Genomic DNA, 12,235 nt, shown 5'->3' with positions numbered 1-12,235 from the left:
TCTCCCCAGGGGGAGAGGGGACAAGAATGCTTTCGAGGAAACCCCATGCACACCGACACCCTCACCATCGCCGGCCGCGGCCTCGGTTCGCGGCTGTTCCTGGGCACCGCCGGATACCCGAACCAGCAGGTCATGCTCGACGCGCTGGAGGCGAGCGGCAGCGAGCTTGCCACCGTCGCCATCCGCCGCATCAGCCTGGACGGCTATTCGGAAAGCCTCACCGACGTGCTGGCGAGCCGATTCGGCGGTCGGGTCGGGCTGCTGCCCAACACCGCCGGCTGCCTGACCGCCAGGGAGGCGGTGCTGACCGCCCAGCTGGCGCGCGAGGCGCTGGGCGTCGACTGGATCAAGCTGGAGGTCATCGGCGACCGCGAGCTGCTCTACCCCGACGTGGAGGAGCTTCTCCGCGCCACCGAAGAGCTGGTGGCCGACGGCTTCACCGTGCTGCCCTACTGCAACGACGACCCGGTCACCTGCCGCAAGCTGGCCGATCTGGGGGCCGCGGCGGTGATGCCGCTGGGGGCCTTCATCGGCTCCGGCCTCGGCATCCGCAACCCGCACGCGATCGAGACCATCTGCGCGCGCAGCCCGGTGCCCGTGGTGCTGGACGCCGGCATCGGCACCGCGTCCGACGCGGCGCTGGCGATGGAGTTGGGCTGCGCCGCCGTCCTGCTGAACACCGCCGTGTCGAAGGCGCGCGACCCGGTCCGCATGGCGGCGGCCATGCGCGACGCGGTGGCCGCCGGCCGCGGGGCGCATCTCGCCGGGCGCATGCCCAAGCGCGCCTTCGCGGAGCCGTCCAGCCCTCAGCTTGGCTTGATCGGGACGTAAGGCTGGCGCAGGGTAGGGGCCGCTCCCGTTTCCACAACCGGAAAGGCCCATCCCTTGACCAAGCGCCTCGATCCACGCGATCCCAATTGGGAGGCGCGCTGCCGCGCCAGCTTCGAACGCCAGCCGATCTGCCGCACCCTGGGCATCGAGCTGACCCGCGTGGAGCCCGGCTTCTGCGAGATGCGGATGCCGTTCAACCCCGCGCTGACGCAGCAGCACGGCTATTTCCACGCGGGCATGGTGTCCACGCTGGCCGACAACGCCGGGGGCTACGCCGCCCTGTCGCTGACCGCGCCGGGCAGCGAGGTGCTGGCCGTGGAGTTCAAGATCAACCTGATGTCCCCGGCCAAGGGTGAGGTGATGATCGCCCGCGCCCGCGTGCTGAAGGCCGGCCGCACCCTGGCCGTCACCAGCGTGGAGGTCTCCATGCTCGACGGCGGGGTGGAGAAGGACTGTGCGATCATGCAGCAGACCGTCTTTTGTCAGTCGCCGGCCTGACTGTTCCGCTGTATGGGGTAGCCCGGTTGCGTCATCCCTAAGGAAGAGAATCCAATGTCGCTGTCGCGTCTTTGCGGGGCCGTGCTGGTCGCCGGGCTCGCCACCCTTACGCTCGCCGGCCCGGCCCACGCCCAGAAGAAGGAGCCGCCGTCCTGCGCCGCCATCTCCTTCCGCACCATCCCGCCGGGCGCGCCGGACGGGGAGCAGGACGCCGGGCTCTACAAGTCCCGATTCGGCAAGATCGAGATCAAGGCCGACGTGAAGGGCGGGCAGGCGACCAACTACTACATGGTCCTGAACGGCAAGAAGGTCGACGGCCCGGCCAACCCGCCGAAGGTCTCCGACACCTGCCTGAAGTCCAAGCACGTCAAGCTGCCCTACCAGAAGCAGGCCGCAGGATCCTGCACCGGCAGCCGCTTCCGCGTCGTCATCGACCGCTCCGGCAAGCAGCCGGTGGCGATGTTCTTCGGCCTGCAGGGCGACGACTGGGCCTATTGCAGCGCCACCACGGTCGAAAAGGGCGCGTGACCTGACACTGACAGGGCGCCGCGGCGGCGATTGGCGTAAGCTGGGCGGGTTCGTCTCCATCGCGGAGCCCCGCATGACCGGCAGCATCGCCCACGTCGCCGCGGCAGGCCTGTTCCTGCTGATCACGCATTTCGGCATCTCCAGCACGCCGCTGCGCGGTGCCCTGACGTCACGGCTGGGGGAGAAGCCCTACCTCGGCCTCTATTCGCTGATCGCCGCGCTGTCCTTCTGGTGGCTGGGCGCCGCCTACAACAACGCCCCCTACGAGCCGCTGTGGTCGGTGGCCGGCTGGCAGGCCTGGGTGCCGCTGCTGGTCGTCCCGCTGTCGCTCCTGCTGCTCGTCGCCGGTTTCAGCACGCCGAACCCGACCGCCGTCGGGCAGGAGGCGCTGCTGGCCGGGGAAGGGGATCCGGCGCGGGGCATCCTGCGCGTGACCCGCAACCCCTTCCTGTGGGGCGTCGGCCTGTGGGCGCTGGCCCATCTTGTCCCGAACGGCGACCTCGCGTCCGTGATCCTGTTCGGCACCCTGGCAATTCTGGCGCTCGCCGGCAGCGCGCTGATCGACGCCAAGCTGGCGCGGCGCCTCGGCCCCGCCTGGGACCGCTACGCCGCGCGCACCTCCAACATCCCCTTCGCCGCCATCCTGTCCGGCCGCCAGAGCTTCGTCTGGCGCGAGATCGGCTGGTGGCGCGTCGCCCTGGCGCTGGTGCTCTACGCCGCCTTCCTGCACCTGCACCGCTGGGTGTTCGGGGTGTCGCCGCTGCCTTACTGATTCCGTCCTTGCACTGGGCCCCCACCCTAACCCTCCCCCACTTCGCGGGGGAGGGGACTGCCGCCGCTCCGACGTCAAGCCCCTCCCCCCGCGAAGTGGGGGGAGGTTGGGAGGGGGGCCCAACGCAACCACTCCCCACCCCACACACCCCCATCAGAACTTCATCCCCCGCACCTGATCCCGCAGGCCCGCCCGCGCCGCGTCCGCCTCCTTGCGGGCGGCGCCAAGGTCGCGCGACAGAGCGTCGAGTCGCGTTTCCTGCTCGCCCATCTTGCCGATGGTCCGCTTGAACAGGTCGCTGTCGCGCGGCAGGGTGGACAGGTTCTGCCGCAGGCGTTCCTGCTCCTTGGCGATGTCGGCCTGCTCGCGCTCGATGTCGGCGACGCGGCGTTCCTTCTCGGCGACGGTGGTGCGCAGGGCGGCGACCTTGCCCAGCGCCTCGCGCACCGGGGCCGGCAACTCGGCGGAGGCGGCGTAGGCCAGCACCTGCTCCGGCGCCAGGTCGGCGAGGCCGATGCGCTCCACCCGCGGGCGTTCCAGCGCCACGGCCAGCGTCGCCGTCTTGCCGGCCGGCACGGAGACCGGCAGGCGGTAGGCGTTGGCCGTCGTGTCCGGCGCGGCGTTCGCCGGCTCCACCAGATCCCAGCCGGGGCGGCGCGGGTGCTCGACGATCACGCTGCGGTCCTCGCGGACGGCGCCGGCGATCCGGTAGGTGGTCGTCTGGCGCTCCGTCACCGTCAGCTGGAGCACGCCGTCGGCGAGGCTGGCGCGCGACAGCGTGCGGCTCGGCTGGTCGGAGCGGTCGACGGTCACCGCCTGGTCCACCGCGAAGCTCAGCAGGCGGCTCTCGCCCGAGGGCAGGGCGGCGAGCCGCGCGTCGCCCACATAGGCCGGAGCGCCGCCGACCGTCTCGTACAGCGTCAGCACGCCGGGCGGCAGGCCGCTTCCGCCGCCCCCCGCCGCCGAACCGGCTGCCGAGTCGTTCGTCAGGCGCAGCGCGGCCAGCGGGTTCCGCGGCTGGGTGCCGGGCTGGTACAGCGACAGCCGTTCGGCCGGCACGGCGCGGGCGACGATCGGCATCATCAGCGTGCCGCCGTTGACCAGCGTGACCGGCTGCGGGTAGCGGAACAGCACCTGCGCTGTGGCCTCGCTGCTCTCCGCGGCGAAGGGCTCGGCAGCGTTCGGCGGCAGCGGCTTCGGCATCTGCAACGGGGCGGGCGGCGGTGCATCCGCCCCCATGGACGCTCCGGGGGACGGCGCCATCGGCGCGGCCATGGCGACCGGCGGCGCCATCCCTCCGCCCGTGCGGGCGCGGGGCATGGGGGCCTCGGCCTTGGCCATGCGGTCGGCGGCGATCGCGCCCTCGTCCGGCGTGGGCAGCACGCGGCCCAGCACCTCCACCGGCACCTCCGGCCGGTTCACGAAATAGGCGGAGTAGAGCGCCTGCCGGAAGGTCACCGGATTGCCGGAGGCGACCGACAGCTCCACCCCGTTCCAATCGTCGCCGCTCAGGTTCTCCAGCACGGCCCAGCCCTGGAGGTTGCCGGTCTTCGCCCCGGCCCCAACCTCCGGCAGGGTCAGCCGGTAGGTCGCCTTCCACAGCGGGGCGCCGACCACATAGGCGACGCGCACCGTGCGCTCCGCTCCCGCGTTGTCCTTCGGCGCGGTCATGCGGATGGTCAGGCGCCGCCGCTCCTTGCCCGCCGAGTCGGCGACCGCGGCGAGCGCCTTGTCGAGTTGCGCCTGCACGCGCGGGTCGGCGAAGCGCAGCGAGTCGGTGTCCTCCAGGACCAGCTGGCGCAACCCCTCCGCCGTCATCAGGCTGACGCGGTGCCGCGTCGTCACGCCAACGCCGTTCGGCAGCTGGACGGCCTCCTCGGTCACCGACAGCAGGCGCCCGGACAGGTCCCGGGAGCCGGCGGCGCGCACCTCCGCCCCTTTCAGCGCGTTCAGCAGCGCGGTGGGGGAGGCCAGGTCGTCCGGCGTGAAGGGCAGCTCGCGGAAGGCGGTCTCCAGCGGCTCCTGCCCGGCGAGATCGACCGTGCCGACTCCGCCGCGGTCGTCGTAGACGACGATGCTCTTCAGCACGTCGTCCACCTGGTCGCGGCGCACTTCCAGCGTCAGGGCGGCGTCGCCGCTCACCCGCGCTTCATGCTCGAAATAGCCGACGCCGCCGGTGGACAGCAGCACGCGCTTCAACGCCAGCCCGCCGGCCGGCTGCTCTGCGGCGAAGGCCGGCAGGGCCGCGTAGGACGCGACCAGCAGCGGGGCTGCCAGTGCAGCGGCGGCGGCTTTGGTGATCCCGGACATGCGGGTACTCCCGTGATGGACAGAACTCCTCCAAAGCCCGGCTTACGCTCCCAATTGGGAAAGAATGGGGCGGCGGAGGCCTATGACCTTCCGCGGAGCCCGATTCGCCAAAAGCTGCAGCCGCGCCGTGGAGTTCGCCGAAAGAGAGGGGCAGTGGACGCTGGCCCGCGCCGGGGATTGTGTCATGCTGTTCGTAGACGACAAAAACGATAACGCCGTATCGGGGGAGGACAGCATGGGGCAATCGAGGCATCCGTCCGGCGCCGTGCCGTCCGAAGGCCCCTTCGGGGTTGCCGGCGGGTGCGCCCGCGCCCTGGTGGCCCGTGCCTTGGTCAACGGGCGGTGGGTGTTCATCCCCGGCACGGCGGGATACGACCAGGACGGCGGGGCCATGCCGGACGACGTGGCGGAGCAGACCCGACAGACCGTGCGCAACATCCGCGCGATCCTGCGCCGGGCGGACGCGGACTTGGCCGACGTGGTTCGGGTGCGGGTGTATCTGGCGGACGCCGCCGATTTCGCGCGGGTCGCCCCCATCCTGGCGGACCAGTTCCGCGACATCCAGCCGGCCAGCACCACCATCGAATGCCCGCTGGCCGATCCGCGCATGAAGATCGAGATCGAGGTCACCGCGCGGCGATGATCGCAACCGGGGAAGGCCCGATCAGCCGGCCGGGTCCTCCGGCAGCCAGCGGTTCATCATCTCGCGCCAGAGACCGTTGGAGTCCGCGGGATGGTCGGCGTGCCGTTCGCCGTCGCAGCCCTGGCCATGGGCCAGCGGAGCATGGGCCGGCGGGGTATGGACCGGGGGCATGCGCGGATCGCCTTAGGATGTCGGTTGGCCGGATATCGCGTGGCCGGCTCAGGGGATCAGGCTTCGCCGGTCAGCGACCGGGCCGATTCGATGTGGCGCCGCGCCTCGCTCAGCAGCGCGCGGTGCTGCGCCATGGCTTCGCGGATGGGCAGGCGCGCGTTGTAGACGCGCATCTCGTTCAGCAGGTGATCGGCCCGATCGAGATGAGCCATCCGCTCCAGGCACTGGTCGATCACGGACATGGTGTCTATTCCCCCGGCGTTCCCGCGACGTTGCGGTGTTTCGGTGCGGGGCGGAGTAAAACCCATTCATATGAACGCGAGATTTCAGGAACCCTGCGGTTTCGTTTCCGTCGACGCGCAGGATGTTTCAGCCGATTCACCCATGGGTCGCAGGACGCGTGCCTGTTACGGGGTTGTAACCGATTGCGTGTAGCCTCTACAGTGGGTTAAGAAGGGGTCGGGAGGTATTGGGCATGCATATTCTCGCGGTCGATGATGACGAGCCCATTCGGGAGCTTCTGGCGTCGTATTTGGCGTCGGAAGGCTATCGCGTCACGACTGCCCCCGACACCGCGACGGCGAAGGTGGCGCTGGAAGGCGACCCGATCGACCTCGTGGTCTGCGATTTACGGCTGCCGGACGGCGACGGGCTGGGGCTCGTGCGCCAGATCCGCACCGAATCGCACATTCCCGTCATCATCCTGTCCTCAAAGGACCAGGACGTGGACCGCATCGTCGGGCTGGAGCTTGGCGCCGACGATTACCTGACCAAGCCCTTCAACCCGCGGGAGCTGCTGGCCCGCATCAAGGCCGTGCTGCGCCGCGTGTCGGGGGAGGGGCGGCCGCCCCGCAGCCCGGACGAACTGCGCGCGGTGGTGCAGTTCGCGAACTGGGAGCTGGACCTGACCGCCCAGCGCCTGCGCGGCCAGGACGGGCGCGAGGTGGAGCTGACCAAGGCGGAGTTCGGCCTGCTGGCCGCCTTCGTGAAGCGCCCGCAGCGCGTGCTGACGCGCGACCAGCTCCTCGACCTGACGCGCGCCGACGGGGCGGAGGTGTTCGACCGCTCCATCGACGTGCTGATCCTGCGCCTGCGCCGCAAGATCGAGGCGAATCCGAAGGAGCCGCGCATCATCAAGACGGAACGCGGGGCGGGCTACGTCTTCGACGCCAAGGTGAAGACGGTCTGACAAGCGTCTGCCCCGTCAGAGGCGCCGTTCTGACCTCCCGCCGGATGGACGGGGGCGCCGCCGCGGGATAGCCTTTCCGGAAAACCGAATCCGGGAGGACCGTGGATGCCCGATCCCATCGACTTCTACTTCGACTTCTCCTCGCCCTACGGCTATTTCGCCAGCCGCCGCATCGAGGAGCTGGCTGCGGCGCATGGCCGCACCGTCACCTGGCGCCCCGTCCTGCTCGGCGCGATCTTCAAGGTGACGGGCATGAAACCGAACCTCGAACAGCCCCTGCGCGGCGAGTATCTGGTCCACGACGTCGGCCGGATCGCGCGGCTGACCAAGGCGCCCTTCACCTACCCCGACTCGGCCCCGGCCAACAGCGTGGCGGCGGCGCGCGCCTTCTACTGGCTGACAGACGAGCATCCGGAGCAGGCGAAGCTGCTGGCCCGCAACATCTTCCACGCCCACTGGGGCGAGGGGCGCGACATCGGCCCCGCCACGACCATCGTGGAGATCGCCGGCGCTCAGGGACTCGACCGCGCGGCCGTCGCCGCGGCGCTCCAGGACCAGGACGTGAAGGACCGCCTGCGCGCGGAGAACGAGGCGGCCGTCGACCGCGGCGTCTTCGGCTCCCCCTTTATCATCGTGGACGAGGAGCCCTTCTGGGGCTGGGACCGGCTGGACATGGTCGACCGCTGGCTCGCCACCGGCGGCTGGTGAGCGGCGGAACCTCCGAATGGCCGCGGCTGTCGTACAGCCGCAGTCATTCGGCCGCGGCTGCCATGCAGCCGCAGTCATTCGGAGGGGGACGATCATGGGCTATTGCATCCGGCGGGACGAACCCGTCGCCGACGGCATCCGCCGCATCGCGCTCGAACAGATCGACAAGGCGGTGCGCTCCCTGGCCGAGCCCGAGGAGGGCCGCCACAAGGGCGTGCACGAGGCGCGCAAGGCCTGCAAGAAGCTGCGCGCCCTGCTCCGTCTCGCCCGCGGCGCGCTCGGCGCGGAGGCCTACCGGCGCGAGAACCTGTTCGTCCGCGACGCGCAGCGGGAACTGTCCGCGGTCCGCGACACCGCGGCCATCATCGAGTCGCTGGACAAGCTGACCGCCCACTTCGCGGACCAGCTCGACGGGCAGGCCTTCGCCCGCCTGCGCGCCACCCTGGTCGAACGCTGCCGCGCCATCGAAGCGGAGCAGATGGACAAGGGCGACATGCCCGCCCGTGTCGCCAAGCAGCTGGACGGCGCGCGGGAGCGGATCGCCGCCTGGCACTTGTCCGGCAAGGGCAACGGCAAGACCAACGGCAAGGGGATGGCCATGCTCCGCCCCGGCCTGCACCGGGTCTACCGCGACGGCCGCCAGCTGTTCCGCGCGCTCGACGCCGGGTCCGACGCCCACGCCTGGCACGATTGGCGCAAGCAGGTGAAGTATTTCTGGTACCACACGCGCATCCTGTGCCCCCTCTGGCCGGGGCCGCTCGATGCCCTGTCGGACGAGCTGGAGCGGGTGAGCGACCTGGTCGGCCATGACCACGACCTCGTGGTGCTCCGCGACATCGCCGCCTCCAGCGACCTGGACGCCACGACGGCGGAGGCGCTGGCCGCCCTGGTCGAGCGGCGCTGCCGGGAGCTGCGGCACGAGGCCATGCCGATCGGGCTGCGCCTCTACGCCGACCGGCCGTCCGACGTCGTCGACCGGTTCGGCGTCTATTGGAAGGCGTGGCACGGGTCGGTTCTGGCCCCGGCCCCGGCCGGCACCGCGAAGCGAGTCGCGGGCGTCGCCCCAAGCCGCCCGGCGGCGGCGTGACGGGCGCCTTTCCCGGTAAACGGAAAGCCGGTGGCGGTACGCTCAACCTGTGGCGGAGAATCCGCGCCGGCGGATTGTGACCAAGGACGCGACGGCTTCCGACCGCGCGAAAATCCTGCCAAACGGAAAGCCCATGGCGCTATAAAGGGTAAGTCACCGCAAGCCGATTCGCCCCCCTTCGACTCGCCCCCATTCGATTCGCCCATGGACCAGATCGTACCCGAACGCCGCGCCAAGACTGTCGGCCCGGCGCACATGCCGCGCAACGCAGCGCATCATTCCTGGGTCAGCGGGGCGGTGCTCACCGCGCTGCTGCTGGGCATGATCGCCTTGTCGATCCGCTCGGTGTCGGGCGACCTCGCCTTCGTCCTGCTGGGGTCGGTGGGCCTGGTGGTGGGGGCGTTCCACTACCTCTTTCCGGGCAGCCAGTTCTTCAGCCTGGCGCTGGCGAACTTCATCGGCGTCTACGCCTGCGTCTTCGTCTTCTTCCTGGAAAGCAACTTCCACGACATCCAGCCGCACATCCAAGCCATCGCCTTCGTGATACCGCTCGCCGGTTTCCTGGGCGGCGCCTGGTGGCGGGCCGGCACGATCCGGACCATCGTGATGTCGCGCCGCTTGCGCGACGGCGGGCATTTCGACCGCATCTTCCTGTGGATGGCCCCGGTCTGGGGCATCGGCGCCCTGACCTTCCTGCTCCCCGGCCGGAACATCGCGCCGGAGACGCTGACCCTCATCTTCCTGCTGTCCATGACGGCGATCGGCGCGATCGTGGCCTTCGTCGCGCGGGACATCGCGATCTTCCTTCTCGACGCCGGGCTGCTGTTCGAAGGCTTCTTCCAGCAGGCGTCGCGGCTGGTGCTCCCGGCCTTCGCCTTCCTGACCTTCTATTCGCTCTGCATCATCATGTTCGGCGCGCTCTACACCATCATGGACCGCTTCATGATGGAGCCGAACTTCGTCGTCGACGGCGTGCGGCGCGACCTGACCTTTCCGGAGGGGCTGTATTTCTCGCTGGTCACCTTCGCGACGGTCGGCTACGGCGACATCCACCCGGTGACGGGGGCGGTCCGGCTCGTCTGCGGGATCGAGATCGTGATGGGCGTGCTGCTCCTGCTGTTCGGCTTCAGCGCGATCATCGGCCACGCGAACCCGCGCGACCGCCGCGACCGGAACGACCCCCTGTAAAGCCCGGCCATCGCAGCGCGCCGGTTCCCAGCACGATCCCAAGCAGCACGCACAACAGCCCCGCGGCGTGGGCGAGCGTGAACTCCTCGCCCAGGAACAGCACCGCGGCCAGCACGCCGGCGGCGGGGATCAGGCCGGTGAACAGGCCGGCCCGGCTGGCCGGCACATGGGCGATCCCGCGCATCCACAGGACCACCGCGACCAAGCCGCTCGCCAGCCCGGACGCCACGAACAGCACCCAGACCCAGCCCGGAACCAGCGCCGGGTCGAACCCGCCTGAGGTGGCGAGCGCCCCCGGCGCCATCATCACCGCCGCCAGGGCGTTGGCCAGGAAGGTCAGGGTCAGCGGCGGCACCCGCCCGCCGAGTCGCCGCGTGAAGACCCCATAGAGCGCCTCCGACACCACCGCGCCCACCACCAGCGCGTTGCCCGCCAGCGTGTCGTCCGGACCGCCGCCGCCGCCCGGCCGCAGGTTCAGCGCCGCCATGCCCAGCACCGCCAGCGCGATGGCGGCCATGCTGCCGCCCGACACCCGCTCGCGCAGGATCAGGGCGGCGGACAGGGCGGTCATCGCCGGGATGGTGCTGGTGATGATGCCGGCGGCGACCGCGCTGGTGGCGCGCAGGCCGTACAGCAGGAACAGGTTGAACAGCACCATGCCGAACAGCGCCAGCAGCGACAGGCTCGTCCAATCCCGCGCGGAGGCGGGCAGGGACCCGCGCCCGCCCCGCAGGGCGAGGGGGGCCAGCAGCAAGGCCACCATCGCGAAGCGCAGTTCGGCGGTCAGCAGCGGCGGGACATAAGCCACGACCACCTTGGAGGCCGGGACCGACAGGCCGACCAGGGTCATGGACAGGGCGAGGTTCAGGGACGGTGCACGCATGGGCCGCACTCTAACAGTCCCTCCCGGGCCGGCCGGAAGCGTCATTTTCACGCAATGAATTTGCAAGAAATGCGTGTCATTGTTCGTGCCGACGTCGCGTGCATAAGGGGCGGGGTATGTCGGAGCCGATCCTCGGGATCACCAACTGGATGCATCTCTTCCGCTGGATCGTGAAGCTGATCCGTGATGAATACGGCGTGGACGAGAAGATCCTGATCCGTGGTGCTCAGCTGGATGGGGGGATCGGTCTCACCGCGGAACAGCTCGAACAGGTTCTGGATCACATCGCCGAGACCTTCGAACTGACCTTTCCCGAGAACACGCTCCACGAAACCGTGCGGCTGGAAGACCTCTGCACGCTGACGGCGTGGATGCGCGGTTTGCTCAAGAAGCCGGACTTCGTGACCCCGCTCTTCGAAGAACGCTGCCGCTCCCTCAACAACGTGCCCGCCTGACTCCCGCGCGTTGGAACGGAAAACGGCGTGGCTGGAAACGCGGCGGCGGATGCCCATCTGCGGCAGCGAACCTGTCCCGCCAACGTTCTTCCTCGAGTCGTCCATGCCGCTGCACCTCATCAAGCTCGCCGTCGGAATCCGCGACCTCGACCATCTCGCCGAGGTCCAAGGGCGCCGCGCCGTCCGGACCGCCGGCGGGACGGTCGTTCCGGTCTACACCCGCCGCGTGCCGAAGCGCGGCGACGACATCCTGGCCGGCGGCTCGATCTATTGGGTGGTGAAGGGCAGCGTGGCGGCGCGCCAGCGGGTGCTCGCCATCGACACCGGCGTGGACGAGGAGGGGGAATCCTATTGCACCCTGGGCATCGACGCGGCCCTGGTCCCCACCGTTCCGACCGCCCACCGCCCGTTCCAGGGGTGGCGCTATCTGGAACCGTCCGCCGCGCCGAGGGATCTCGCCGAGGCCGGAGGGCAGGGGGACGAGTTGCCCGCGCATCTCGCCGCGGAACTTCGCTCCCTCGGCCTTCTCTGAGGCCGCTCGCCGCGCCTGCGGCCCGGCAACCCCTTGAACCCGCGGCTCTCTGTCGAAATTTTCATTCCCTTGTCAAAAAAGCCCTTGCGTCGCAGCCGGGGCCGCGCCTATAACCCCGTCCACCGCAGCGACGGTCGCCAACGAGGCGGCGGCGCGGCGGAAAAAGACAGACAATTCGCCCTGGCGGCTCACTCCTTCGGGAGGGTTGAGCGCGGGGCATTGCGGTTCCTCGTTTCGGGGCCGCGGGTTCTTGGATAAGTGGATACCGTGTTGTGAGAAGGGATGCGCAGGCGGCGGCGATGAGCCGTTGTGGTCCGCGGGCTGGTTCCTGGTATGGGATCGGCAAAACGCGGGATCGCCTGGAGCATCCTGGTCAAGCAGTATGAGACGTACAGTTTCGAAAGCTTGGGTAGGAACGCTTTGAGCGGTCCTGATCAAGT

General features: G+C 70.0%; 15 protein-coding genes. 11 read left to right on the top strand and 4 right to left on the bottom strand.

The genetic code is table 11. The features are described from left to right. Positions 1–45 precede the first annotated feature (45 nt). The 4 genes from thiG (at position 46) to J2851_RS25135 (ending at position 2,629) form a co-directional block, all read left to right on the top strand. Complete coding sequence (thiG, locus tag J2851_RS25150; RefSeq protein ID WP_209769719.1) at positions 46–831, top strand: thiazole synthase; 786 nt, start codon at positions 46–48, stop codon at positions 829–831. A gap of 54 nt (positions 832–885) precedes the next feature. Beyond that, the gene (locus J2851_RS25145; RefSeq protein WP_209769717.1) at positions 886–1,329 is read left to right on the top strand and encodes a PaaI family thioesterase; all 444 of its coding nucleotides are present in this window, start codon (positions 886–888) and stop codon (positions 1,327–1,329) included. Between the two features lie 54 nt (positions 1,330–1,383). After that, complete coding sequence (locus J2851_RS25140) at positions 1,384–1,857, top strand: hypothetical protein (RefSeq protein ID WP_209769715.1); 474 nt, start codon at positions 1,384–1,386, stop codon at positions 1,855–1,857. 73 nt (positions 1,858–1,930) lie between these two features. Continuing rightward, entirely contained in the window at positions 1,931–2,629 is a 699-nt protein-coding gene (locus tag J2851_RS25135; protein WP_209769713.1) for an NnrU family protein, read from the top strand. 153 nt (positions 2,630–2,782) lie between these two features. Here the strand turns inward: J2851_RS25135 and J2851_RS25130 are convergent, their stop codons facing one another. Further along, a complete protein-coding gene (locus J2851_RS25130) occupies positions 2,783–4,939 on the bottom strand; it encodes a DUF4139 domain-containing protein (RefSeq protein ID WP_209769711.1) in 2,157 nt (718 codons plus the stop codon). A gap of 235 nt (positions 4,940–5,174) precedes the next feature. Here J2851_RS25130 and J2851_RS25125 point away from each other — a divergent pair, with 235 nt between their 5' ends. Beyond that, positions 5,175–5,582: a Rid family hydrolase gene (locus J2851_RS25125; RefSeq protein WP_209769709.1), complete on the top strand. Its 408-nt coding sequence runs from the start codon at positions 5,175–5,177 to the stop codon at positions 5,580–5,582. A gap of 21 nt (positions 5,583–5,603) precedes the next feature. Here the strand turns inward: J2851_RS25125 and J2851_RS25120 are convergent, their stop codons facing one another. Next, positions 5,604–5,753, bottom strand: a complete 150-nt coding sequence (locus J2851_RS25120; protein ID WP_209769707.1) for a hypothetical protein — start codon at positions 5,751–5,753, stop codon at positions 5,604–5,606. A gap of 56 nt (positions 5,754–5,809) precedes the next feature. Continuing rightward, positions 5,810–5,995 (bottom strand): hypothetical protein, encoded by a 186-nt coding sequence (locus tag J2851_RS25115; protein ID WP_209769706.1) that lies wholly within the window; start codon positions 5,993–5,995, stop codon positions 5,810–5,812. Positions 5,996–6,228: 233 nt separating this feature from the next. Here J2851_RS25115 and J2851_RS25110 point away from each other — a divergent pair, with 233 nt between their 5' ends. From J2851_RS25110 to J2851_RS25095, 4 genes are all read left to right on the top strand, one after another. Continuing rightward, positions 6,229–6,942 (top strand): response regulator, encoded by a 714-nt coding sequence (locus J2851_RS25110; protein WP_209769704.1) that lies wholly within the window; start codon positions 6,229–6,231, stop codon positions 6,940–6,942. A gap of 105 nt (positions 6,943–7,047) precedes the next feature. After that, on the top strand, positions 7,048–7,650 hold the full coding sequence (locus J2851_RS25105) for a 2-hydroxychromene-2-carboxylate isomerase (protein ID WP_209769702.1): 603 nt from the start codon (positions 7,048–7,050) through the stop codon (positions 7,648–7,650). 94 nt (positions 7,651–7,744) lie between these two features. Next, complete coding sequence (locus J2851_RS25100) at positions 7,745–8,737, top strand: CHAD domain-containing protein (RefSeq protein ID WP_209769700.1); 993 nt, start codon at positions 7,745–7,747, stop codon at positions 8,735–8,737. A 204-nt stretch (positions 8,738–8,941) separates the two neighbouring features. Continuing rightward, positions 8,942–9,925, top strand: a complete 984-nt coding sequence (locus tag J2851_RS25095; RefSeq protein WP_209769698.1) for a potassium channel family protein — start codon at positions 8,942–8,944, stop codon at positions 9,923–9,925. On the opposite strand, the gene J2851_RS25090 is transcribed toward J2851_RS25095, so the two are convergent. Next, positions 9,873–10,808, bottom strand: a complete 936-nt coding sequence (locus J2851_RS25090) for a DMT family transporter (protein WP_209769696.1) — start codon at positions 10,806–10,808, stop codon at positions 9,873–9,875. The two genes, J2851_RS25095 and J2851_RS25090, sit on opposite strands and share 53 nt — an antisense overlap. Before the next feature lie 116 nt (positions 10,809–10,924). Here J2851_RS25090 and J2851_RS25085 point away from each other — a divergent pair, with 116 nt between their 5' ends. Together J2851_RS25085 and J2851_RS25080 are read left to right on the top strand one after the other, a co-directional pair. Beyond that, entirely contained in the window at positions 10,925–11,263 is a 339-nt protein-coding gene (locus tag J2851_RS25085) for an acyl carrier protein (protein ID WP_209769694.1), read from the top strand. Between the two features lie 103 nt (positions 11,264–11,366). Further along, complete coding sequence (locus J2851_RS25080; RefSeq protein ID WP_209769692.1) at positions 11,367–11,795, top strand: DUF1489 family protein; 429 nt, start codon at positions 11,367–11,369, stop codon at positions 11,793–11,795. Positions 11,796–12,235 lie beyond the last annotated feature (440 nt).

Origin of the sequence: Azospirillum rugosum (assembly GCF_017876155.1) — a bacterium.
In the GTDB taxonomy this organism is placed as follows: domain Bacteria; phylum Pseudomonadota; class Alphaproteobacteria; order Azospirillales; family Azospirillaceae; genus Azospirillum; species Azospirillum rugosum.
The sequence above is the reverse complement of the archived record's forward strand: the minus strand, read 5'-3'. Positions and strand labels throughout refer to the sequence as shown.

Excerpts from the sequence above, each read along its gene's own strand:
- thiG (WP_209769719.1), top strand. The coding sequence starts at position 46 with ATGCACACCGACACCCTCACCATCGCCGGCCGCGGCCTCGGTTCGCGG.
- J2851_RS25140 (WP_209769715.1), top strand. The coding sequence starts at position 1,384 with ATGTCGCTGTCGCGTCTTTGCGGGGCCGTGCTGGTCGCCGGGCTCGCC.
- J2851_RS25135 (WP_209769713.1), top strand. The coding sequence starts at position 1,931 with ATGACCGGCAGCATCGCCCACGTCGCCGCGGCAGGCCTGTTCCTGCTG.
- J2851_RS25130 (WP_209769711.1), bottom strand. The coding sequence starts at position 4,939 with ATGTCCGGGATCACCAAAGCCGCCGCCGCTGCACTGGCAGCCCCGCTG.
- J2851_RS25125 (WP_209769709.1), top strand. The coding sequence starts at position 5,175 with ATGGGGCAATCGAGGCATCCGTCCGGCGCCGTGCCGTCCGAAGGCCCC.
- J2851_RS25120 (WP_209769707.1), bottom strand. The coding sequence starts at position 5,753 with ATGCCCCCGGTCCATACCCCGCCGGCCCATGCTCCGCTGGCCCATGGC.
- J2851_RS25115 (WP_209769706.1), bottom strand. The coding sequence starts at position 5,995 with ATGTCCGTGATCGACCAGTGCCTGGAGCGGATGGCTCATCTCGATCGG.
- J2851_RS25110 (WP_209769704.1), top strand. The coding sequence starts at position 6,229 with ATGCATATTCTCGCGGTCGATGATGACGAGCCCATTCGGGAGCTTCTG.
- J2851_RS25105 (WP_209769702.1), top strand. The coding sequence starts at position 7,048 with ATGCCCGATCCCATCGACTTCTACTTCGACTTCTCCTCGCCCTACGGC.
- J2851_RS25100 (WP_209769700.1), top strand. The coding sequence starts at position 7,745 with ATGGGCTATTGCATCCGGCGGGACGAACCCGTCGCCGACGGCATCCGC.
- J2851_RS25095 (WP_209769698.1), top strand. The coding sequence starts at position 8,942 with ATGGACCAGATCGTACCCGAACGCCGCGCCAAGACTGTCGGCCCGGCG.
- J2851_RS25090 (WP_209769696.1), bottom strand. The coding sequence starts at position 10,808 with ATGCGTGCACCGTCCCTGAACCTCGCCCTGTCCATGACCCTGGTCGGC.
- J2851_RS25085 (WP_209769694.1), top strand. The coding sequence starts at position 10,925 with ATGTCGGAGCCGATCCTCGGGATCACCAACTGGATGCATCTCTTCCGC.
- J2851_RS25080 (WP_209769692.1), top strand. The coding sequence starts at position 11,367 with ATGCCGCTGCACCTCATCAAGCTCGCCGTCGGAATCCGCGACCTCGAC.